Origin of the sequence: Acetobacter orleanensis, assembly GCF_001581005.1 — a bacterium.
Lineage (GTDB): Bacteria > Pseudomonadota > Alphaproteobacteria > Acetobacterales > Acetobacteraceae > Acetobacter > Acetobacter orleanensis.
The window spans coordinates 34,111-57,447 of sequence record NZ_LHZV01000050.1 but is presented as its reverse complement, the minus strand read 5'-3'; the positions used below and the strand labels follow the sequence as shown (position 1 = coordinate 57,447).

The window sequence follows — 23,337 nt, the reverse complement described above, 5'->3', positions numbered from 1 at the left end:
TGAAGGCCGCAGGTTCAAATCCTGCCCCCGCAACCAATGAATCCTGCATCAAGAACTTACTAAGAACGCCAGCGTCAGGATGATGCTCGGCGTTCTTCTTGTTTGATGCAAAAATCAGCATCGCAGCTAAATCACCCTCAAGGAAAATCCCAAGAACACCATTCTCCGGAATGAGGCAGATCCGCGTGATCAGAGACCGGATCGCTTCCACCGTCTTTGTGTCGCTACCGACCCTTTGAAGACTCTCGTGAAGTGTTGCGACCTTCTGGCGATACAACTCCGCCATGTTCGGATGAAGGAGGGGAGGCGGGGAAGGGCTATCGGCCAGCCGTTCCTCAATCTCCGCCTTACGCGCTTCAAGTTGCTCCATGCGTGTCTTGAGTGCAGAGCTGGCAAAGCCATCGAGAATTGCCTGAACGGCCTTATCCAGTTCGCGCTCGATTTTGGGAAGTTCGGATTTCAGAGCGACCAGATCGGCCCCTTTCTCCATCCGCAGTCGGTTAACCTCACGGGTAAACTCGTCACAAAATTCCTTGAAGAGGGCGGGATCCATCATTTGCGTCTGCAAGCCATTGAGCACGGATTTCTCCAAGACGTCCCGCCGGAGTGTCAGGCGGTTGTCGCAGGTGCCCTTGTTGCGGGCTGTTGAGCAGCCAAGATGGCTTTTGGAGATCATCGAGAAACCGCCGCCGCAGCAGCCGCATTTGATCAGCCCCGTCAGGAGATGGGTCGGACGTTGCAGGGCGTTGAGAGGGTGAACGCCGGTTCCGCGGGATTTCTGCGACCAGGTCGTTTTGCTCTGACGGGCTTTGACCGCATCCCACAGATCCTGCTCGATAATCCGCAGTTCAGGAACGTCCTGGATGACCCACTCTGAGTCAGGGTTCAGGCGCGAGACGCGTTTGCCGGTGCTCGGGTTCTTGATATAGCGCAGGCGGTTCCACACGAGGCGCCCAATATAGAGTTCGTTATTCAGAATACCCGTGCCGCGTTCACGATTGCCATTGAGTGTTGACGGACTCCATGCTTCTGACAAGGGACCGCGATGGCCTTCAGCATTCAGAAACAGGGCAATCGCTTTAGGAGATTTGCCGTCGACATACTCCCGAAAGACCCATCGGACGATCTGCGCCTGCTTCTCATTGATGGCGCGCTCGCCGCAGGTCGTCTCGCCATGGCTGTCGCGCTGTTTGACGACATCGTAACCGTAGCACAGGCCACCACCAGACTTGCCCTGTTCGACACGGCCACGCAGGCCGCGGCGGGTCTTGTTGGCCAGTTCCTTGAGGTAGAGCGCATTCATCGTGCCGGTGAGGCCGATATGAAGAGGGGTGATCTCGCCTTCTGAAAGCGTGACGATCTTTACGTTAGCGAAGAGCATGCGCTTGAACAGGCCGGCAATATCTTCCTGATCGCGGGATAGGCGGTCCATGGCTTCTGTCAGGAGGATCTGGAAGCGGTCGGTATTGGCATCCGTGATGAGTTCCTGGATCCCGGGACGGATCAGGGACGCACCGGAAATTGCCCGGTCAGAATAGCTGTCGACGATCGTCCATCCCTGTTGTTCCGCGTACGTGCGGCAAATCCGGAGTTGATCCTCAATGGACGCATCGCGCTGATTGTCAGAAGAGTAGCGGGCGTAAAGGGCAACTTTCATAGCACATCGTTTCTCGAAGAAGAGGAGAGAGACTGGCTGCAGTGTGGTGCGTGACGTGTGTTACGCACTGCTTAGTATGCGAGACCCTGTGATGATCTGCGGATACCAGTCAGAAGAGAGCCATAACAGTGATGATGCAGTGTGATATTTTCCGAAGAAAAACTGCTGTCGCGGGGCTTACCCGCATGATGGTCCCAACGGGGACTGTAGAAGTCCTCAAGAAAGCCACGATCCAACGGATCTGACAAGAGAAATGTCAGGCCTTGGCGGTCGAGCTCGGTTTTTTGGAGGCAACACAGGGTGGTCTAGTGGCGGTGACGTGAGCCAGCGCCGCATGATGCGCGAGAATTTTTACCAGGAGCTTCAGTGTTTGGGTCGAGTGATGTGATGCCTGAGTGTCATACATCTGCACTGAGACTTGTTTCTGCATCGACTGCCTGCTGCTCATGCCAGCTCCTCCTTTAGTCAGATAAGCAATTCATGTTGGCTTTCAGAAGCAGGGTGGAGGCTGAAATGATTTAGCCTTCATCAATTTTGTTTTTTTCTTTTTTGGAATTGGGGTCCTGATAACTTTGAAGAGCTCTCACAAGTGCGTCGGGCAGCGGCAGTAACGGCAGAGGAATGGTCGGCGATACTGGACGAGGTGTCCGTTCCGTCTTTGTGTGTGGGATTTGGGTGATAGGCACTGCTTCAGGGCAATCAGTTTTGATCTCAGGCGTTGTCGCTGGATCCAGAACCCTGTTCTGCGTTTTGTGAGAACCATGGCGTATGCCCCACTCACGAAACCATCGGGCATAAGAGACCGTTCTGGCAGCGATATCGACATCGTCAGGAGTGTCCATAAAGCTGTGGCATGACCGGTGCTCTCGACCGGGCAAGACATTCGGATCTGCCCAGGCAGGGAGAGGATGAGAGGGCAGGGAGCGATAGCACCAGATGACATCCATAGCCGCCAAATAAGGGAGAATAGAAGCATAAGACGCTTTGAGCGTCTTGAATGTTGCGAGGCTAATGGTTTGCTTCAGTGCCCTTTTTCCGGTCTTTTCTTTTCTTAATCCAGTCGGGAAATCTGTAGGCAGGACAAGAAGTTTATCTGCACCTTTTGTCTCGTTCAGGGCGTGCAGGCAGCGTTGCAACGACAGCGGAATGTCGGGATGGTGATAGTATTGGCGCGCCGCAATGTGCAGTACACGACCCAAAATGCCGCGGAGCGTGCCGGTAATCAGAGTGCGATCCTGCAGATAATCGCAAAATTCATAGTGCGGGCAAGGTGAGCCGGACTGCTGATAGGCTTTATAAATTTGCTGTTGCAACTGCCATATTTCGTCTTCATGAAAATAGGTGGACAGAACAGGGATCATCTCTGCGGGGAGAGATTTTCTGGGGTATTCTGCCTCGGTGAGACGATTCAATGACAGAATGAGGGCGCGCTGCTCGGCGCTCAGAGAAGTCGAGAGAGACTGAAGAAACTCAGCAAAGCTTGCATGACGCGAGCCATAGGGTGGGTTCTGAATTTTGAGACGTAACTGATGTTCCAAAAACATGATCTGCAGATCAATCAGTCTAATATCACGCTGTGAATGGACCTTATGGGTCCGTACAACATTGATAAGTGTGCATTGAAGCAGTCTGTTGAGTGCAGGATCATTCTGTCTGAAACTTACAGGACTGCGCATTCTTGCCATTTTAGTCACGCCATTCATCCTCTTTGCTTTATACGTCTCGGACCTTGCTGCTAATGAGTTCCATCTCCGAAAACTGGGGCCAGGATGCGTTATAAACCAGGGCTCTGTTAAAGCTTGATCCAGTCTGCTCCGGCCAGCGATTTGGGGTGATTGCGAGGAACAACGGTGCTGTTTTTTCGTATTGGGATACGACAGCGCACCACTCTTATAGAATCTCGTATAATTTTTAAGATGGAGTTCTACAGAATTTCAGAAAAAATACATTTTCAAAAAAACAAAATTGCAAAGGTAATTTTGACCACAAAATAACATAATAACGGATTTTTATTCCAAATATTAAAAAGACTAAATTATGACCTTGTCGGAATGATTGTCGGATAATTTGCCTACGACTAAAAACACCCCCTAAAACAGCCATATCCGAACGGTTTTAGGAACCTATCCCTTACGGATCAATCCACCCTCGAAAATGGCGATTCCGGAACTGTTTTCGATCGAAATCTCCCGCGGATCAATCCACCCTCGAAAATGGCGATTCCGGAACTGTTATCTGTCTAAATCTCCCGTGGATCAATCCACCCTCGAAAATGGCGATTCCGGAACTGTTATCTGTCTAAATCTCCCATGGATCAATCCACCCTCGAAAATGGCGATTCCGGAACTGTTATCGAGGATTAAAGCGAATTAAAAAAAACGCAAATCACCCTCGAAAATGGCGATTCCGGAACTGTTTTCGAGGATTAAAGCGAAAGTTGAAAATTCGACAAGAATCATGACGCCGCCAAAAAACCAGCAAAACACAAAACAGCCGAACAAGAAAAAACGAAAAGCCTCATAGAAGCTCGCAAGAGCGATCAATGGGGGATTCAAGCAGTCTGATACCAGACCAGCCATAAAAGCCCATCCTGAAGCTTCTATGAGGCTTACAGAGGCGCTTTTGATGAAGGACTCAACACTTATTAACGCTGGCAGAAGGAAAAACAGGACAAACAATATTATTACAAAATATAGCGTTAATAAGAAATAAAGTTTCAAAAGAGAAGAAAAAGGCACGATACCGCAGTTTTGGTGCAAGCACCGAAAACAGCACCCTGCCGGATGGCCTGACGGCCCCCGGACAGATCGTGGAGGTAAGGGGGTCGCGAGCTATCATAAAGCAGGCAAATCAATGAGATAAAGATAGTATTCTGTTTCCATCAGCCTCTTTTTTAAACGTAAAATACTACCGTGACGGTTCAAATCGTTACGATAAACGTACGCCTAAAAATACCATTGAAATTCAAGCAGAAAAATGCGCTGCGTTTTTTACAACGCTAATTCCGGAATAGAAACGAAAAGCCAGAACTCTGAAAGAAAGCTCAAGGCAGACCGAAATCTGAAAACGGTCCTGATACGATGTCACCAAAAATAAGGTCAGACCGAAATGTCGCCGCGGTGTGTGAGGAAAAGTGCTTGGTTGACCTGCAAAGACACGAATGCCTTCTATAGAAAACTTTAATATATATAGTTTGAGTCACAGTGCTGTCGTCAGGGCTAGGGCATGGTGCACGCTCTTCCATCACGAAAAGCGGTTGCGGCACGGGTGATAATGTTCAGTCTTTTACTGTAAGCTTCTCAAAACTATACTTTCAGTGTGTTCGTGATTTTGAAGGCGGAAGTTGTCGAGGCTGGCGTTCCAGTCTCCCCATAAAAGGAAAAAGTGCCTCATGGCACAGCCGCCTTACGGGCTTGCTCCACTTCACGGAAATCACATGGCTACGCTTTCAACAACGACAGGCAGTGCGTCTGCGCTGTCTTCTATCTTTTACCCAACCGATGAGGATCTTCTCCTCTACAGGGATATGACTCTTGCCCTTGGGGCGCCACCCAACGCGCACATGTTTCGTTTTATGGGCGCGGCGGGACAGCATCTGGTGTTCATTGGTGACACGGGGACCCTCGAGTGGGCACGCGTGCAACAGATGGCGATGCGTCGCTGGCCTGATCTGCCAGCGCCAGGACCCGTCGCCTTTGATGGCACTGTGCTGGACTCTCTTCCCGAGCGCATTGTGTATCAGATCCTGTCAGGCTTTTTACGCAGGAACATGGTGCTGGATGTGCATGAACCAATCGGTCTCGCGCAGGGGCGGTTCCGGGCTGACCTGACACTGCGGAAAGGGGCTGTCTCCCGCTATATAGAAGTGGCGGGTTGCTGCGGCTCTGATCGGGTAACCCGGAATGACGAAGAGCAAAAATGGCTGGCGCGTCTTGATCAGCGTCTCAACGTCTATCGTGCTCTCGATATAACGCCTGTTCTGATCTGGCTTGATCTGTTTGCCCGTCCGGCAGACCTGAAAGACCTCTGCGTTGATCTCGTCGATGACGTTGCACTGCGCGGAGCCTGATCATGACCAATCATCCCAAAACAGCAGAAAGGCTCCCACGCTGGGAGGAGGGCACCATTCGCCTGATCGATATTCTGCCTGAAACATCCGGTGGACCCTGTCGTCTTCGGTCGGGGTTACCGGTCTCCCTCGCGTGGAAAGACGTGATCTTCCGCGCAGGGCACAGGACAATGGAGATCGATAGCCCGACATTCGAGGGCGTTCTGGAGCAGATGCCCGGAGAAAAAGGCGGGAGTGCGTTTGTCGTGGAAGACAGTCTCTTCAATGCGGTCTTTCCACGCGGGCAGGCACTGCCTTTGTGCCTTGCCGGCTACAATATGGCGTTCCTGCATCAGATGCTGGGTGGGCCGTGGGAGATGCCACCGTATCTCCTGTGTCTCTATCGCCTCGCGCGGGTGTTCCAGTTGGGCAGGGCGGGTGACTACACACTGGCGGAGCTTGCTGAATATAGTCAGCCGACGCTCGATATGCCCTGGTATGAAAGCGGTGCCACAGCCCGCCTGCTGCAAGGGCGTGTCGTGCTCTCGGAACTGCTCTCCCAGACACGTCTGAACATGCTGGTCGCCTTGTCCTGCACACGCACGCTGCCACCGCCGGTTTCTGAACCATGGGGCAAAGCGCAGGGATGGCAGACAATGGAAGGCGGGATCTTTCGGGATTTTGACTAAATGCCGTCTGATGGCGCTGTCATCAGGGTGCAGAGGGAAGGGGGCGCACTGATTGTGCGGCCCCTTTTTCTGGTTCCGTGTGGTGGCCCTCATTTCTCCTATGCGAGGGCTCCGTCAATCCGGCTGTTTTGTTGCTGGTACTGTACGCGTGTCAGATCTGTTTTTCAGATTTTTCCAGAGGCGTTTTCGAAGGGTCGTTGCCCTTCTCCCCAGAAAAGGAAGAGGTCATCGTGTGCCTGTGTCATCGGGGCTCCCGTGTCACTACGCGTGAGGGGATTTTCCTTGCTGAGGATAATGCCTTTTGAAGAAAGAACTTTTCTCATGTCAAATCAATTCCTGGAGAGCACGTCCCCGGTGCGTGACGTTTACGAGGTCTTGTTGATCCTCAAAGGCCCGCTTCTGGCGGGTCTCAGAGAGGTGCGCGATGGTAAGTCAGACACGATCGACGGCGTGGTTCTTCTGGCCGAAACGATGACACAGGCTCTGGAACGCGCCTGTGACACACTTGATCGTCTCGACAAGAAAGACTGATCTCACAGCTGCTGCCTGCTCGCAGGCAGCAGTTTCTCTTTGTGCTTTATTTTTAAAAAAACGAGACTTATCCAATCACTGATGGTTTTTGTCGCGACAGGAGGAGGTTGGCGCGTGTGCGCCCAGCAATACGGTAGAGGCCGCTTTGAATCAGCAGCATGGAGAGCCCGGACCAGGCGCTTTTTTGTGTTGGGCGTTCCAGAATAATATGCTGCGGATACAGGCTGGGCGAGGCCTCGCGAAAGAAGGCGTCCAGAACACGATATTCCATGCCTTCGATATCAAGCTTCATGAGTGTGATCTGCTTGAAACCCGCCTCGACAACGAGATCCTTGAGTGGGCGGATGCTGTTTTTTCATATCTGGTTGTGACAGCGCGCCACTCCTTGTGGCGAGCACAGAGGTTCTCAACGAGATGCCAGAAGCACTGTGGGAAGGATGAAAATGATCTTCGCACAGCATGACGCGCGTCCGCTTTGGGAAATCCAACGCATATCCGATGACGCCCGATGTAGGCGGCTGCCGCCTGTCAGCTTTACGTTCCTTTAGCGAACAGGTCGTTTATGGGCCCCGGTCAGTCCGCTCTTGGAAGAGGATAATCAAGAGCGGACGCTAACACTATGTGCAGCAGAAAAAATTACCAAATCTACCTTACCAATTCCGGCAGGATACGAAAATCTCTTCGACGATGTATTTGATCACTGTTTCAGCAAAGATCGCGCCTGCATCCACCAAATGAACTCGTCGAACCAATGATCGCTCGTGTCCCCTCTTGCTATCAGGCCGAAGCCGTGGCCACCACGCTCATAGAGATGGAGTTCTGCTGAAGCTCCGACCTTGCGCCAGGCTGTATAGAGTAGCGTGCCATCATTAGGTAAATACGGATCATCCGCGGCGGCTGCGATGAAAGCGGGAGACGCATCTATCGGAACTGGCGTGCGCAATCCGCCATAAAACAGTCCTGCAAAAGCTGGCCGGGTGGCTTTGTTCCCGATAGCAAGATCCGCCGCCAGAAAGGCACCGGACGAGAAACCGATGAAGCCAATCTTTTTCTGGTTGATACCCCACTCCACTGCATGCTGGCGAACCAGCGCGATAGCATGCTTGCCATCTTCCACGGCATGGGGCTCGCCCGCGAAGAGTGGCACCTCAGCAGGTATGCCGCTCTTCGCCCGCGCCATGATCGTCTCCATCTCTTTCATATGAACAGACGGCATATGCATCGCGTCGTCAGGACTTCGTATCGTTCGATATTTAAGCACCAGAGCCGTGACTCCATATTCGGTCAACTTTCGCGCTACAGCGGTTCCCTCGGCCTCATAACTGAGGCCGACGAAGCCACCACCGGGTGCGATGATGACTGCCGTGCCGTTTGAGTGATCAGGACGAGGGCGGAATAACTCCAACGTTGGATTACTGACGTTGAAGACCATCGTTTCGTCCGTGTCGCCTATCTTTGCCCGTGTCTCCGGAACACTGAGCGATGGCAGAACGCCGGTAGGGTAAAGTGGTATCGTTATGCTAGGGCTTGGAGCCGGGGAAGCCGCGCAGATAAACAGACTGAACACGGTGAGGAGCATCGCCGTGTTCAGATACTTCATTGCATTCTTCATGATCAGAGCCTGACCTTGAGGGTCGCATAAGCCGAGAGGGGCTGAATCGGTGCAACGACCGGATTGCCCATGTAGGAATAGGGATCCCAGGCTTTCCTGTTACCGAGATTCACCATGGAAATCCCCAACGTGTAACGATCAAATTTGTAGTCAGCCTGTGCATCGACTACGGCATAACCGGGCACGGAGATAGTATTGGGCAGCGTCAAGGCACGCGAAGTATAGGCTGTGACGCCCGCGCCGAAAGACAAGCCCTTTGCCCAGCCATGCAGAAAGCGATAGCGGGCAGCCACGCGTCCGCTGCTTTTAGGAACGCGGGCAATCTGGTCTCCTGGAGACACGCCATCGTCCCTTGTGTCCGTATAGGCGTAATTGGCAAGCAGTGAGAACGCTGGGGTAGGTTCCCAGACCATGTCGGCCTCCACCCCTTGAGCACGCTGCCGCCCGCTCTGCACATAATAACCCACATTGTTCATGTCGGAGACGGCAACATTATCGTGCGTCTGGCGGAACAGCCCGATTGTGCCAGAAAGGCCGCTCCCGGGGAGCGCCAGTTTCATGCCTGCCTCGACATTATGGGAGGTCTCGGGTTTCGGAGCCTCCAGACCGACAAATCCGAAAGCTGCTCTGAATGCCGTTGCATAGCCCGCGTAAAGAGCAACACCTTGCACAATATCAAATGTCGCGCCTATCCGCGGTGAGACGTGATAATAGGTCGAATTATTCGCTACATTGTAATCTGTCGCCTCCCGAAATTTAAGGGCCGTGAAACGTAGCCCCCCAGTCACATGGAGACGGCCGTAAGTTGCCTGATCCTGTGCATAGACGGCATAGGTCTGATAATGGTCGTTGGTGTAGGAATTGACGGGAAGTTGTGGCGTGTAGCTGAGGGCGTAGACCGGATTGGCAAGGTCGATCGTGCCGGACGGCGTATCGCTGACGCCAAAACCCATGGCGCTGTAAAAGCTTGTCCAGTCGTAATTGATGCCGCCAAGAAGCTGATGGGTTCCACCCAGGATATGCAGTTTGGCGGAAAGATTGGCGTCGAATGTGGCCTCCTTGGTGCGGTTATGCATCAGGATTGGCGACACCCCATAAACGGTCGGCGCAGAGGCATCTGGCGGAAATAGATCCGGATCGACGAAACTACCATACTCATGTACGGTATTGTCGTAATAACGTCCGGTAACAGTCAGCTTGACACAATTATTAAAGGCATGGTGCAAGGCAACCGAGCCCATGCGGTTCTCATTGTTTGTCTCGGGCTGATTGATCGGTGAGCCGGGAAAGGCATGGCGATCAAGTTTACCGGCAAGGGCTTCGTCAGCCGGAAGCCCGGAATATTCCAGGTTCCGTCGATCGTTGAACTGGCCACGCACAATAAGATCCGTATCATCGTCAATCTGATATAAAAGACTGGGTTGCAATGACCATTGCTTGCCATGAACCTTGTTGATCCAGCTTTCATAGCTCTGGTATTCACCGGCCAGACGAATGGAAACCCTTGGTGAGAGCTTCAGGTTCACATCGCCAGACGGGTTCAGAGTATCGTAACTCCCCCCACGCATCGCCACGGATCCGCCCGTTTTGTCATCCGGCCGCTCGGATTCAATGTTGATGATCCCGCCAAGCGGCGTACCAAGCCCACCGCCGTAAAGTGTAGCGCTAGGTCCTTTGAGAACTTCGATGCGCTCGACCCCCACTAATGCGTTGGGGGCGAAGGCCTGCTGGTTGCCCGCAAAGATCGCCAAACCATCGAGATAGACCTCTGCGGGAAATCCCCGCACAATCGGAGGAACAAACAGCATCGCATCCGTTCGTGTCGGCGTAATGCCCGATACATTGACCAGAGCGGCACTCAATGAGTGGCTGTCCTGCTCCTGAATGAGTGTGCGTGTGATCACCTGGACCGACTGGGGAACCTGAATGAGCGGCGTATCGGTGCGTGTTGCTGCTGAGGACGTCGGCGCCGTGTAACTGAGGTGCTTGCCTCTCACTGTGAGCGTCTCTCCAGACCAGTTTGATGTCTGAACGTCTGTCGTCTCATAGGCACGCTTTTTGGATGCTGCCGCCTTTTTTGATGTGACGTTTGATGGCTCAGCCGCGATGGCGACGGGTCCATAACTGAGCGCTGCGAGAGCACAGCCGCAGGCGAGCATCCGTGCGCAGGACGCACGGAAACGAATAAGATATTTCATGAAAGAAATCCGGATCTGAGGCAGAAGGCAGCCCGAGAAAACGGATGTGTGTCCTCATTCGAAGACACTCAGTCCGGTTATCGGGCAGTGACGATGACTCAGGCTGTCACGGGTGGCCCCGTTGGCGGCGGCAACCGGATCCCGTGCCCATAAGGTGGTGCTTGCGCGGGGGGCAGAATGTATCGCGTGCAAACAACGCGAACCGACACCAGTATGGCGATGAGTGGTGTTGTCAGCACGATGCCGGGCAAGTGCAGCAGCGGACACAGAAAGCATGCGCCATCGTCATGATGCGAATGCTGATGATCATGTGTCGTGTGGTGTCGATCTGCCGCCATGCTCATGCCGGGCATGGTCATGTGCATATCGGAATGGACGGCTCTCGGTCCGATCTGAAGTCCGGTCAGGCGTTCCAGAGTGCTCCGGGGCATTTCATCCAGGCGCGCCAGGCTCTGTAGAGCAAGCTGCCCCAACAGCCCCAGCAACGTCGCCAGCACCACAAGCGTTTTCAGCCCGTGGAGCTGGCGACGGCCAGACAACAAAAACGAAGTGCAGTGAGGAACAGCGGGCATAGGTCGGTTTACCCGATAATGCTTGTCAGACCAGTGATCGTCAGCGATCGCCGTATTCTGGGCTGTTCGTGCTTAAATGCAGAATGCACCATCATTTTAGAATTTTCTCTGCCTCGAGGGGGGGGCAGCGAGGGTGACCGGGATAGACACGCCTCTTATAGCTTTAATCGTTTTGAGGCCGTTTGTGCGGCCTGCAATGCTTTCCCGTCCATCCATGCTCTATGGCTACGTTCAAGTGCCATTTGGGCTTCCGGAATTTCCGATGGGTCGCCATGATGAAACGGGGGCTGAGGTGCATACTGGATAATGAGTTGAATATGTTCTGCTGCGGCCTGCCCGCGTAATTGCGCTGCGAGAGTAAGCCCAAAATCAAGGCCAGCAGTCACACCGCCTCCTGTAATCCTATTGCGATCCTGCACAACGCGTTCGTGGCTTTCAATGGCTCCCATTAGCGGCAGTAAATCAACGACACCCCAATGGGATGTGGCTTTGTATCCCTCCAACAGCCCTGCTGCGGCAAGAATAAGGCTACCTGTGCAAACGCTTGTAATAAAGCGAGAGTGTGGTGCACGACTTATCAAAAAAGTAAGGACGTTGGGATCGTTCATGCACGCAATTGTTCCCATTAGACCGCCCGGTACAAACAATACATCCAGTTCCTGTGGACACGTCGCTGGTGTGTCTGTTGGAGGGACAGGAATACCAACATCGGTTGAGACTGGCGTCATAGTCATGCCAACCAGATGAATTTCAGCACCTAGAATTTTAAAAATTGTTTGTGGACCGACAAGGTCCTGAAGAACCATGTTGGGGTAAACAAGCATGGCAATTTTAATTGGAGGGCCAGAGAATTTCATACCTTGCATATGCGCCATATGCTCTTTCTCAGAACTGGTTGTTGCTGCTTGGGCACGTTCTGAGACTATGGAGGCCATGGCAAGAGTAGCAAGGGCACGTCGTTTAAGACCGGGTAAAGCAGAAGCGTCTGGTAGTAAATTTGGCATGATTGTTTCTTTGTAAGAGGGGTTGATCTGAGCAAAAACGGCGCACGAGCCGCCCTCAAGAGAGCTGTTGGATTTCGTCATCAGAATGCCACCTGAAGTGAACCCAAAGCCGAACGGGGAGCTTCCGCACGCATGGAGAATGTTCCATTCGTGTCATAAATGCGGGCATTGGTCAGGTTTGTCATATTGAGCTGAGCTCTGACTGGTCGTCCGTGTAAGGAAAACTTATACCATAAGGCAGAATCAAGCCGGAAATAGCCAGGAAGGTAGAACGAATTGGGAAGTGTTGCTTCCCGTCGGGTAGCGGCTCTGATACCCAGTCCTAAGCCTAAACCATGCAAAACTGTTCCGTCGGCAAACTCGTATGTTGTCCAGACGTTTCCGGTATGTTTGGCGACGCCAGCAAGAACACTACCGATAGGATATTTGTTGTCACGGGTTACATTTGCAAAAGTGTAAGCGTAACTGAGAACGGCTTTCCAGCCCGGTAAAATCTCACCAGCTACATCAGCTTCTATTCCTCGGCTACGTTGCTGGCCAACAGCAATGGAATAAAGCGGATGGGCAGGGTCTGTCGTGGCAACATTTGAGCGACGAATATCATATACCGCGACAGTCGCTTGCAGGTGATCATGAAACAGTTGTTGTTTGACGCCTGCTTCAATCTGACGAGACCTTCCCGGAGAAAGGGGAGTTCCAGTGAAGGAGGAAGTTGATGTGGGAATAAAGCTCGTTGACCAATTAAAATAGAGAGACGTTGTTCTGCGTGCGGCATAGAGAATACCAAGTCTCGGAGAAAATTTATTTGCAGAGACAGAAGTGTTAATGTCTTTTATTTTATTGAGAGAAGATGTTGTTGTGGCATCATAGCGCCCCCCACCAAGGACATAGAAGCGGTCAAAAAGCGAAATGTAGTCCTGAAAATATACCGAGGCGGCTTCTGCCTGTGTTGAAATATTGGAGCGTAACCGTGCAAGTCCTGGTGCCCCCATATAAACGGGATCTGTAAGAACAAGTGCAGGAAGTGAGGCCGCATAGGTTTTTGCACTATAATCTGTCTGATAGAGCTCGCTGCCGACCAGCCAGTCATGTTTCAGTGGACCAGTATGAAAAATGCCTGAAAATTCATTCTGGAGATCAAAATCTTTACCCATCTGAGGGCCGCTGGATACTCCTCGGTTCAGGGTTTGTCCGTTCGTTGAGAGAGCAAAGGTGCTCATACGATCCGTACCGAAATCATAGTTGTTGATTGAGCTTGCAAAGCCTGAGCGAAATCGGAATGAATCGGAAAATTTATGTACCCAGTTGTATCCTAAACGCCAGGAGTTCTGATGCGAGGCTCCAAGCGTCTGGTTATCGAAGTTATAGGAGAGGGGGAGGGCCAGAGCTTTTCGGATCAAAGGGGTTTGGGATGCACCCCAAGTGTAGTTTGAAAGCTGCCAAGACGCGAAGAAATCAATCTTATCACGAAGAGAGGGAGACCACTGAACAGTCGGAGCAACATAGGTTGTTTCGTTGTAACCGAAGTCTCGGAATGTATCATCATGCTGATAGGCGAAATTGATACGTCCTACAATTTTTCCATCTCCTGATAGATCACGATTACCGTCTGCGGTTCCACGGAATAATCCAAAACTTCCACCTGATAATCCGGCATTCAGAAAGCTATGGTTTGCAATGGCTCGCTTTGTCGTGACGTTGACAGTACCGCCTGAAGAGGTTGAACCACCATATAATACCGATGCGGGACCTTTCAGGACTTCAATGTTATCAACGCCCTGAATATCTTGGGTTCCGGTCTGTTCTCTAAAACCATCTCGCAAGGTTGTAGAAGCGTCCACAAATCCACGTACACGAAAAGTCAGAGAATTAGGGAAGGTCAGATTACGCTCAACACCGCTGACTGTCTCGATGGCCTGATTAATGCTGAGAGCGCCACGATCCTGTATGACAGCATGAGTGATGACCTGTACTGATGCTGGTGTTTTCTGGATGGAAACGGGAATTTTTAGAGCTGAACTACTGGTCTGAGCAAGATAATTCTCGGCGGGTTGCCGTGTTCCATTAACGATCACAAAGCTTTGTGACTGGGATGCGACTTCTGTTCTTTTTTCTTTCTGAGGTGACATCCCAGTCTGGGAAAATAATGTTTTGTCGGTGCTGCTCTGCGCCCATAAAGGTGTAGCGGTAAAACCGTAAGACAGCACGACAATGCGCGCGACAAAGCGACACGCTAACGCTCCTTGAGCGCCACGGGTTTTTTCATACATAATTAAAGAAAATCCTGAACTGAGAAAAACTCAGCATTGGATCGTGCAGAAACACTCCCAAACACGCATAAAAGCGGCGTGTGGGATAAGACGACACAAACCAGAGGCTGACGAAAGGCTCAGGAAAACAAAGGAGGACCGCGCGCCGGTGGCAGACCTGTCAGAACAGATGGTGGCGCTCTGGGAGGATGCGCCAGCATTTCCTGTTGATATCTATATACAGTATAAGCGGGCAGGGCGGGCAGGCTTGTCAGAATAACAGCGACAAGTTCCAGCAACGGGCAAAGCGGACAGCTTTTGTCGTGATGATGCGTATTATGGTGATGACCTGACATGCTCATAGGCATATCCATATCCATCATCGCCATATCATGGCTCATGCTGCGCTGAGGGCTGATATCAATGCCTGTTAGCCGCTCAATTGCGGCCCGTGGCGCTTCATCAGGTATGGAGAAACCTTGAAGGAAAAGTTGTCCTGAAAACCCGACAAGAACCAACATCCTCACAAGAATTGCGAGGAGTGTTGTTTTGTGTTTCAGTCGAGTTTCGAGAGTAGTCAAAACTATTGATAACTCCAATATATGACTGGTTTTATAAAGAACTATTAGCTCGCAGTGTCAATGAATTTGTATCGGTTTTGTGCGCGTCATCTGAGTATTTTAAGTCTCATATCTGGAGACCGAAAAGAAGATGATTTTCTCTATTTTTAGTGAGGCATTGAATGAGAGTTCATGCATCTTTTTTTAATTTTTGGGACGGGCTAATCAGCGCCTCTCATGTGCGTCTGTCATGGTTATGTGTTCAGAGCCATTCTATGCTGATTTCGTGCATATCCTAAATAGATTCAAACAGATACTGGTTCCGCCACTTTTTCCGGAGAGTTCTGCCATACGTCATGATAAGGAGTTCTGTTGTCGCTGACTTAGTTATACATAGGTTTAGGTTACGGGAATTCTTTAACGGTTTGTTTCATGAGGACAGACTGATTGGACCTGCGCTTTTGGCTGAGAAAGTATTATGCTGTTGTTCGAGGCAACGTTTGTTATGATGATAAGATGAGTCATAAGAAGCACATAAAAGTTGCATCAACCAAGCAAGCGTCTTCTGCCAGACGGCAGGAGTGGAAAACGATATTTTTTCTGCTTGGTATAGTGTTATTTCTGTTTTCTGGGGCTGCAGGACTAAGACTGTTTCTGACGTCGCAGCAGCATACGCAGATTGGCGGGCCTTACACTCTGGTTAATGGTCATGGGCAGACCGTCAGTCAGGCAGATTTTGAAGGGCATTATACGCTTCTGTATTTTGGCTATACGCACTGTGTAGATATCTGCCCGTTGACACTTGCGACGGTGTCAGCTGCTCTTGATGAGCTTGGTAAGCGGGGACAAAACATTATTCCCGTGTTCATTTCAGTTGATCCCGAACGTGATACTCCTGCAGTGTTACAGGAGTATGTCGAGCGTTTCTCACCTCATATTGTCGGCCTGACTGGCTCCGAAAGTCAGCTTCAGCCGGTTATGAAGGCCTTTCATGTCTCAGCACGACGTCATGCCCCCAATGGCTCAGGCTACCTCGTCGATCATAGTTCACTTCTTTATCTCATGGATGGACACAACCATCTGGTTGGCATGATCCCCGTTGATGCCAGTGTCCATCAGATTGCAAGCGAACTCAGACGGCTTTTACCATCCTCCTAATGTCAGGTCGGACCTAATCTCGCAAACATCCGGTTTGCGAGAACCAGAACAAGTAATGCGGCCCCCAGTTCTGGTAGAAGCAGCCCCAGAATGACAAGGGTCGTCATACCAACCATTCCATATTTTTGAGAGGACAAGGCAGGTGGAGCCCCCACGGAACCCACAGGTTTGCGTTTTAGCCACAACACTGTTGCTGCACAGCTCATCATCAGTAAGCCGACGGCCACTAAAAGGTTAATGGCCTGGTTCATCTTTCCAAAAAGCTGGCCTTCATGCGCCGCAACGCCGTAGCCAATGATCCGATCCATAAGACCTTTCTCGGCAAACGTTTCCTGTGTCACCACATGGCCGTCGGGTGTTACTGTCACACTTTCCCGCAAAGGTCGGTTTTGCGTGTCGGAACGCACAGTCCATAGAGAGCCAGACGGTGTAATGATTACCGGAGCTGGCAGGGAAAGAGTGCTCGCGGTCTTTACAACAGTATTCAAACTACTCAGAAAATCTCCTTCAGCAAAAGAGGTGGAGACGGTTGGCATGTCCATACCGGGCATATCCATGCTGCCTGTTGCAGGCTGCTTCTGTGAGTGCCCGACCGGGTGCCCGGCAATGACAACTGCGGCTGGCACAGCGCCAATTTCCCAGTCTTTGACGGAGGTCAGGCGACCAAACGTGTTTTCGACCGATTGCAGGGTATGTCCCCAGACAAAGGACCACGGTAGACCGGATACCAGAAACAGCACCAGAAACACTGATGCCCACACGCCAGTAACAGCATGGAGATCCCGCCACCGGGTTCGTCCCTTTATGCCAAGGCGTGGATAAACAACGCCTGCCAGTCCATTCTGACCGCGAGGCCACCAGAGCAGTAGGCCTGTCACAATGAGCACAATGGTCCATGATGCAACCATTTCCATAATGACAGAACCCACATTACCCAACAGCAACTGCCCATGCAGCCGGAAAACCAGCCGCTCAAATCTGCTTTCTTCCAGAACAGTTTTCAGAACAGTGTGGGTGTTCCTGCCCACATAGACCCGCACGGCTTCTCCGTCTGATCTGCTGATCAGAACACGTGCGGCACCTTGCGAAGTCTGGGGAAGTTCATAAGCTAGGAAAGCCCCCTGCGGCACTGCTGATACGGCTGCCTGAACGTCCCGCCCAGGAGAGGACGATAAGGCGATGGGCAGATGGTCATATCGCCAGTCAATCCAGTCATCTATCTGGGGTTTGAAAAGATAAACCGTCCCGGTCAGAGAGAGAAAGGCCACAAAAGGTAGGCAGAACAGCCCTGCGAAGAAATGCCAGCGCCAGAGCGTGCGGCGGTCTGGCCAGAGAGTGGCACTGTGTATGGTCATGGTACTATCCCTCAAAACCTGATGCGCACGCCGCCGAAATACGCACGGGGCGAACCTGCATAGATGGAACCTGTGCTGTTCATGAGTGTCGTGGCACTAGCCTGCTGACCACTGGCCTGTAGTTTATCGCTGATGTTGGTGGCACCTGCGATATAAGTCTGGTTGGCAACGTTCTGCACCTCGCAATACCAGTGCAAACGATGCGCCCAGCCGAACCGGGCGGGAGGATCATAATGCATTTCAAGATTAAGCAGCGCATATCCCGGCGCTTTCAGACGATTGGCGTTATCTAGCCAGTAAGAATCACGCCACGTGACTTCCGCGTATCCGCCCAGTCCTTCCAGTGGACCGTCAGGCTGGTCGTAGAGAAAGCGGGCATTGAGGAAATTGGGAATGACCCCGGGGATATAATGCCCTTTGCGGCTGAAGCTGCGTGAGAGCGTGCTATTGGAAAGAACCTCGGTATAATTGGTATAAATCTGATTATCGTAGGTGTAGCTCAGTTTAACCCGACTACCGGGAAGCATTTTGGGCAACGGTTTCCACTCCACACCCAGAACAACACCACGATGTTCGGACGCGGGTGCGTTAAAAGTGTAGGGGCCAACGGTGTTAACACCGGCAGACTGGCTGACCAGTTCGTTCTTATAAAATTCGTAAAAACCTGTTGCCTGAATACTGATCGTCGAAGAAGGATGCCAGTCAGCGCCCAGATCAATGCCGACACTTGTCTGGCTTTTCAGTTGTGTATTGTTCCCGTATTCCCCTTGTGGCGTAATGAAAAGATTGGAAGAGGATGGGGTGCCATAGGCTGTGCCAACACGGGTATGAAGCGTCCAGTCTTTTGATGGCGTATAAATCAACGCGCCTTCTGGCGCGAGATTGAAATAGAAACGATTGGCTGTGATGGCCCGCTGGGTGTTGAGCGTTGCGGAGTAGCCATAGAGTGTTTCGGTTGCGCCAATATCGGAATATGTGCCGCCAAGCCCGGCGACAATGTGCCAGTCGGGTGCAAAATGCCAGTCTTCCTGAAAGCGCGCTCCGAGATTCCACTGGTGCCCGTAGCTTTCGGAATTCATGGCCCCTCGTGTTGCACCGCCCAGGGGCATGATGTTGTAAGTCTGTGAACCAAAATCGAGATAATCAAAATTCACGCCAGCAAATGTTTCCAACGCTCTGCCAGCAAGTTGCGCATGGTTGGTTATGTCGCTGCTTACATTATAGGAATTATAAGGACCGACATACGCCATAGGGGACGTTGGCTGGTCGATATGGCGCTGATCGTATGTAAACTGGTTTCGCCATGTTGTATGACTGTTGAAATCATGTTCCCAGCGCAGGCCAACCACCGTACGCCGATCAAAGCGCCCCAACCCTGCCTCTTCAGGGCTCATGGCAACCTTCGCGCCATAGCGGCCATTGACCAACAGATTGACAGATGCGCAGCCAGTTGCTGCGCTGGACGCATTGGCGCACCCTTGCTGGTAGGGATTGGCCCGATACTGGTTGAGTGACAATCTTGCTGGCAAAAACGCATCCGTGACGTTGTTGACAAATTTCAAGATGAGACGATCCGATGACGTCAGATTGACACGCAGCCGCACATTCTCTGTCGAGGTATTATAACGACTATTGGCAATGAAGCCGTTTCCACGCACATCGCTGCCAAAGATCATCAGATCGTAGTGTCTGTTGCCAAAGCCGAGGGTGGCATAGTTGTTGAACATTCCGAAACTGCCAAAATCGGAACCCAGTTCCAGCCCGTGAATATCTGCTCCCTTCCGGGTCCGGAAATTGATGGCGCCGTTGATGGCATAATTACCATATAGGGTTGAGGCAGGCCCCTCAAAAACATCGACACCCTGATAAGCATGGGGGTCGATCAGATCGGCCCGGGCTGTCCCATCTGGTTGAGTCATGGGGAACCCATCCTCCAGCACCTGAATATTTTTAAGTCCCCATGATTGACGATCTCCTGAGCCACGAATGGAAACGTTCGTGTCGCGAGGGCCATTCCCCTGAGTAAAGCTGACACCGGGAATGGTGACCACCATATCGGCAACGCTCTGGCCAATCTGGTTCGCGAAATTACTTCTGTCGGAACTATAAGTCGTCTGGCCTTCCGGACGTGTAAGGGCAGACGACCTGCTTAATCCCGTTACAAGAATCTGTTCGGTTTTGACGGGGTGTTTGTGGGTTTTGGGCACAGGAGGAGCATGTTGACTCAAAGCAGAGCGGGGCTTCTCTGCGCCGATGGCAGCGTGTGGAGTGCTGGCCAAGAAAATGGCGGCAGCCGTAAGTGTCCCGTAAAACGGGAGTGAAAAACAAGACGTACGAAACATGTGAAAGAACCTGAAGAGACAGCACAAAATGCTCACCTGCATGGTAGGTGAGCGGCTCTTTTCAATTCAGATCAGGCAGGAGGTCCCTGTGGGCAGAGAGAAGTCCGTTTTGGTGTTGGCGGCCCCCGAATGGATGTGAACATCCATGACTGACGAATGGCAGCAATACGTAAGTCCACAAAAAGACAGAAAACGATGCTTACAATAAGCAGATCCAATGCCTCGGACAGAAGAAAGCCGTCATCGTCGGGAGCGGTTGAGTGATGGTTCTGTCCGTCTGGATCAGACGATGTGTTCTGAGCATCGCAAAGAATGTTCAGCTTCGTGAAAGTTTTGAGCGGATCGTCGATCAGTGCTGTTGGGGAAGCAATTCCGCCAAATGTCAGGCGTGCAATCAGTGCAAGCAAAACGAGAGGCCAGAAGGCCAACAGGTAAGCTGAACTGTGAGCACGTGGAGTCATACGTCACCGTTACATCAAGTTCTTTCTGTTAACCAGTCTATATTGAGGGCCTACCCAAACACGATCCGGGTCGACTAGGGCTCGGAATTCATTTCGTGCGATTTGGATTTCTGGATCTATGCCAACAATGTCACGCTGGACTTCTATCGACCCGGCAAGCCGACGGACAATGCGTTCATTGAAGTCTTCAATGGACGTCTGGGGGCGGAGTGCCTGATAGCCTGATTCGAAAGTTTTTCAGCACTGACAATGCCTGGCGGTTCTGCGGGTTAGCATGTGGATTGAGGCGATCAAAGTCCCGCTGTTGACGAGGCTATGGACTTTTCCCAGTCTTTGGCGAGTCGCCTGCAGCGACCGAGCCGGGCGAATGTTCGGTCGATCACCCAGCGGCGAGGCAGGATTTCAAAGCCCTTGGCTGTGTCTGATCGCCTGATGATTTCGACCGTCCATTTTCCCATGCTGGCTGACCCTGCCCCGAACATGCCCACGGATTTAAGTTAGGGTCTGTGCGTTGCTATATGCCGTTTTGGCGTGTTGAGCGAAAGCCTCTGGCGTCATGCCATTGAGGCTGGTGTGGGGCCTGACGGCGTTATAGTCGGCACGCCAGGCGTCGATGACCGTCCGAGCGTGGGCGATGTTACGGAACAGATGCTCATTGAGGCATTCGTCGCGGAACCGGCCGTTGAAGCTCTCGACAAACCCGTTCTGCTGCGGCTTGCCCGGTGCGATATAGTGCCACAGCACCGATCGCTTCTGCGGCCAGGCCAGGATCGCGTTCGACGTCATCTCGGTGCCATTGTCGCTGACGATCATCAGCGGCCAGCCGCGCTGCTAGCCGATCCGGTCGAGTTCACGGCCGAGCCGTTCGCCTGACAACGAGGTGTCCGCCACCAGCGCCAGACATTCGCGCGTGTAGTCGTCGACCACCGTCAGCACCCGGAACCGCCGTCCGTGGTTCAGCGCGTCCGACACGAAATCCAGGCTCCAGCGCTGGTTCGGCCCGTCGGGCAGCATCATCGGCGCGCGCGTGCCCATCGCCCGTTTCCGGCCGCCACGCTTGCGGACCGACAGCCCTTCCTCGCGATACAGCCGGAACAGCTTCTTGTGGTTCATCGCCATCCCCTCCCGGTCGAGCAGGATCTGCAGGCGCCGATAGCCGAACCGGCGTCGTTCCGCGGCCAGTTCGCGCAGCGGCCCGCGCTGCGGCATCATCCGGGCGGCGTGACGCATAGCGCCAGGTCTTCGGGTCCATGCCGATCAGCCGGCAGGCCCGCCGCTGCGAATACTCTTTCTCCCGGATCGCCCAGGTCACGGCTTCCCGCCGCAAACCGGGCGTCACGAGTTTTTTGCCAGCAGTTCCTTCAGCGTCGAGACGTCCATCACGCTCTCCGCCAGAAGCCGCTTCAGCTTCGCGTTCTCTTCTTCAAGAGCCTTGAGGCGCCGCGCTTCCGACACCTCCATCCCGACGTATTTCGACCGCCAGGTGTAGAAGGTGGAGTCACTGATCCCGTGCTTGCGGCACAGATCCGCAGCCGTAGTGCCCGCCTGATGCTCCTTCAGGATCCCGATGATCTGGATCCTGCGTGAAACGTGATCTCTTCATTGCCTGTCTCCGGTTGGACAGACCTTACTCAAAAACGAGGGCATTACACGGGGCAGGGTCACGCAATCCCTTCGTGTAGGGCAGTACCAGTCCATGCCACCATTCACTCCATCTCTTCGCAAAGACGGATGAATCACAACATGCTGGTATTGTTCAAAAACTTTCGGATCAGGCTTTGAACGCACGCTGGTTCCTGACGCTTGCGGAAGTAAGCGAAAAGTTGGAGGCTTAGCGCAGAGACTACAATGAGGTCCGCCCACATGAAGCGATTGGCAACAGGACGCCGATTTCCATGCATACTCTCGGTGGCGTATCCAGCCCGTTACCGTGAAATTACTCCGGAAATTCTACTATATGATTGTCCAACACTTGGAAACAGATCAAGAATCTCATATAAATACAAACAGATTCCCAATTCTATGTAAAAATTATGTTTGCACTCAACTTTTATACAAAAACTTATTTGTTTTTTTGACGCAAGTGTAAATAAAATGTGACTTGAGGAGAGAGTGATGAACGAAATGCTGAATGGAGTGCCGGAGCCTGGGACTGCTAGAACTGGTATGTTGGAAGAAGCGCAGCGGCTTGCTGTGGACGCCATGTACACTGAGCGTGGGCATTATCAAGCTGCGTGTCAGTGGAGGAAATGTCATTATTGGCTTAACGGTCCTGCTGCTATTCTTGCAGCGATTGCTGGAGGTACATTCATTGCCAAAGTTTCTTCTTGGGTGCCGCCACTGTTGGCATTCGTAGCAGCATTGTTCTCTGCTCTCTCTACTTTCCTGAAACCCGATGTACTTGCTAGCGAGCATCAAGCCGCTGGTGTAAGGTTTGCAACTATAAGGAAGAAGCTTCGCATGTTTATCGCTGCTCGTCTGCATTTAGGAGGAGTAACTGATGAAATGCTACTTTCTGAGCTCGATAAGCTCCGACAGGAATATGCGGAAACACAGGCAAGTAGCCGCCCTATTCCGGCGTATGCTTACGCATTAGCCAAACAAGGTATTCAAGCAGGCGAGGCGAGTTATAAACAAGATGAAATATCTGCCGCAGTAGGTAGTATTCAACCATAGAAGTGCGTCAAGCTTGCGTGATGTTCTTGCATGAAACTAGATAGGCTGTTGATCGTGTAAGAACGTCATAGTGCGCGCCATCTTCGTAGGTAACCACATCATCATCGATGAATAATGGTAGCACAGGACTAGGATAAGTCATTTATCGAAGCACACCTATCATTGAGTAAAATGCCGGCTCGTTCAGTTCTGTCGCGTGCATGAATTTTCACATGGGATTTAGTG

18 protein-coding genes and 4 pseudogenes are annotated in these 23,337 nt (G+C 52.1%); 7 read left to right on the top strand and 15 right to left on the bottom strand.

The annotated features are described in order from the left end of the window. The 3 genes from AD949_RS03595 to AD949_RS03580 form a co-directional block, all read right to left on the bottom strand. On the bottom strand, nt 1-1,657 hold a 1,657-nt coding region (locus AD949_RS03595), incomplete at its 3' end, for a recombinase family protein (RefSeq protein ID WP_061504630.1). 518 nt (nt 1,658-2,175) lie between these two features. Continuing rightward, nucleotides 2,176-3,351: a hypothetical protein gene (locus AD949_RS03585; protein WP_141325446.1), complete on the bottom strand. Its 1,176-nt coding sequence runs from the start codon at nt 3,349-3,351 to the stop codon at nt 2,176-2,178. Between the two features lie 675 nt (nt 3,352-4,026). Then, entirely contained in the window at nt 4,027-4,236 is a 210-nt protein-coding gene (locus tag AD949_RS03580) for a hypothetical protein (protein ID WP_048836923.1), read from the bottom strand. 812 nt (nt 4,237-5,048) lie between these two features. On the opposite strand from AD949_RS03580, the gene AD949_RS03575 reads away from it, so the two are divergent. The 3 genes from AD949_RS03575 to AD949_RS03565 all read left to right on the top strand — a co-directional run bounded on the left by AD949_RS03575 (nt 5,049) and on the right by AD949_RS03565 (nt 6,925). Further along, nucleotides 5,049-5,726 carry a hypothetical protein gene (locus AD949_RS03575; protein WP_244877591.1) on the top strand — a complete coding sequence of 226 codons (678 nt, stop codon included), beginning with the start codon at nt 5,049-5,051 and terminating at the stop codon, nt 5,724-5,726. A 2-nt stretch (nt 5,727-5,728) separates the two neighbouring features. Next, on the top strand, nt 5,729-6,394 hold the full coding sequence (locus tag AD949_RS03570) for a hypothetical protein (RefSeq protein ID WP_141325444.1): 666 nt from the start codon (nt 5,729-5,731) through the stop codon (nt 6,392-6,394). Between the two features lie 321 nt (nt 6,395-6,715). Further along, nucleotides 6,716-6,925, top strand: coding sequence for a hypothetical protein (locus AD949_RS03565; RefSeq protein ID WP_048836925.1), 210 nt, complete (start codon nt 6,716-6,718; stop codon nt 6,923-6,925). Between the two features lie 67 nt (nt 6,926-6,992). Here AD949_RS03565 and AD949_RS03560 read toward each other — a convergent pair whose 3' ends face one another. The 7 genes from AD949_RS03560 to AD949_RS14680 form a co-directional block, all read right to left on the bottom strand. Beyond that, nucleotides 6,993-7,217: a hypothetical protein gene (locus AD949_RS03560; protein ID WP_048836926.1), complete on the bottom strand. Its 225-nt coding sequence runs from the start codon at nt 7,215-7,217 to the stop codon at nt 6,993-6,995. 405 nt (nt 7,218-7,622) lie between these two features. Next, nucleotides 7,623-8,537, bottom strand: a complete 915-nt coding sequence (locus AD949_RS03555; RefSeq protein ID WP_209421695.1) for an alpha/beta hydrolase — start codon at nt 8,535-8,537, stop codon at nt 7,623-7,625. Between the two features lie 2 nt (nt 8,538-8,539). Then, nucleotides 8,540-10,735 (bottom strand): TonB-dependent siderophore receptor, encoded by a 2,196-nt coding sequence (locus AD949_RS03550; protein WP_052944608.1) that lies wholly within the window; start codon nt 10,733-10,735, stop codon nt 8,540-8,542. Nucleotides 10,736-10,833: 98 nt separating this feature from the next. Then, nucleotides 10,834-11,307 (bottom strand): DUF2946 family protein, encoded by a 474-nt coding sequence (locus tag AD949_RS03545; protein WP_244463458.1) that lies wholly within the window; start codon nt 11,305-11,307, stop codon nt 10,834-10,836. A gap of 155 nt (nt 11,308-11,462) precedes the next feature. Continuing rightward, a complete protein-coding gene (locus AD949_RS03540; RefSeq protein WP_096430593.1) occupies nt 11,463-12,392 on the bottom strand; it encodes a DJ-1/PfpI family protein in 930 nt (309 codons plus the stop codon). Next, nucleotides 12,392-14,581, bottom strand: coding sequence for a TonB-dependent siderophore receptor (locus AD949_RS03535; protein ID WP_061504629.1), 2,190 nt, complete (start codon nt 14,579-14,581; stop codon nt 12,392-12,394). The genes AD949_RS03540 and AD949_RS03535 overlap by 1 nt, the downstream gene beginning before the upstream one ends. A gap of 119 nt (nt 14,582-14,700) precedes the next feature. Further along, nucleotides 14,701-14,961: a DUF2946 family protein gene (locus AD949_RS14680; protein ID WP_371857646.1), complete on the bottom strand. Its 261-nt coding sequence runs from the start codon at nt 14,959-14,961 to the stop codon at nt 14,701-14,703. A gap of 606 nt (nt 14,962-15,567) precedes the next feature. Here AD949_RS14680 and AD949_RS03525 point away from each other — a divergent pair. Next, nucleotides 15,568-16,278, top strand: coding sequence for an SCO family protein (locus tag AD949_RS03525; protein WP_048836949.1), 711 nt, complete (start codon nt 15,568-15,570; stop codon nt 16,276-16,278). Nucleotides 16,279-16,280: 2 nt separating this feature from the next. Here AD949_RS03525 and AD949_RS03520 read toward each other — a convergent pair whose 3' ends face one another. The 3 genes from AD949_RS03520 to AD949_RS03510 form a co-directional block, all read right to left on the bottom strand. Further along, entirely contained in the window at nt 16,281-17,633 is a 1,353-nt protein-coding gene (locus tag AD949_RS03520; RefSeq protein ID WP_048836948.1) for a PepSY-associated TM helix domain-containing protein, read from the bottom strand. Between the two features lie 11 nt (nt 17,634-17,644). Next, nucleotides 17,645-19,975: a TonB-dependent receptor family protein gene (locus tag AD949_RS03515; protein ID WP_244463463.1), complete on the bottom strand. Its 2,331-nt coding sequence runs from the start codon at nt 19,973-19,975 to the stop codon at nt 17,645-17,647. 71 nt (nt 19,976-20,046) lie between these two features. Next, nucleotides 20,047-20,382: a hypothetical protein gene (locus tag AD949_RS03510; protein WP_244463462.1), complete on the bottom strand. Its 336-nt coding sequence runs from the start codon at nt 20,380-20,382 to the stop codon at nt 20,047-20,049. Nucleotides 20,383-20,487: 105 nt separating this feature from the next. Between AD949_RS03510 and AD949_RS13675 the strand changes: the two are divergent. Then, nucleotides 20,488-20,652 (top strand): annotated as a pseudogene (locus AD949_RS13675) (IS3 family transposase); the annotation flags it as partial. 21 nt (nt 20,653-20,673) lie between these two features. Here the strand turns inward: AD949_RS13675 and AD949_RS13670 are convergent. Beyond that, a pseudogene (locus AD949_RS13670) lies at nt 20,674-20,894 on the bottom strand (transposase); the annotation flags it as partial. A 34-nt stretch (nt 20,895-20,928) separates the two neighbouring features. Continuing rightward, a pseudogene (locus tag AD949_RS03505) lies at nt 20,929-22,039 on the bottom strand (IS3 family transposase). Nucleotides 22,040-22,208: 169 nt separating this feature from the next. Between AD949_RS03505 and AD949_RS14490 the strand changes: the two are divergent. After that, nucleotides 22,209-22,370: pseudogene (locus AD949_RS14490) on the top strand (integrase core domain-containing protein); the annotation flags it as partial. Between the two features lie 181 nt (nt 22,371-22,551). Further along, nucleotides 22,552-23,112, top strand: a complete 561-nt coding sequence (locus AD949_RS03495; RefSeq protein WP_048836946.1) for an SLATT domain-containing protein — start codon at nt 22,552-22,554, stop codon at nt 23,110-23,112. Nucleotides 23,113-23,337 lie beyond the last annotated feature (225 nt).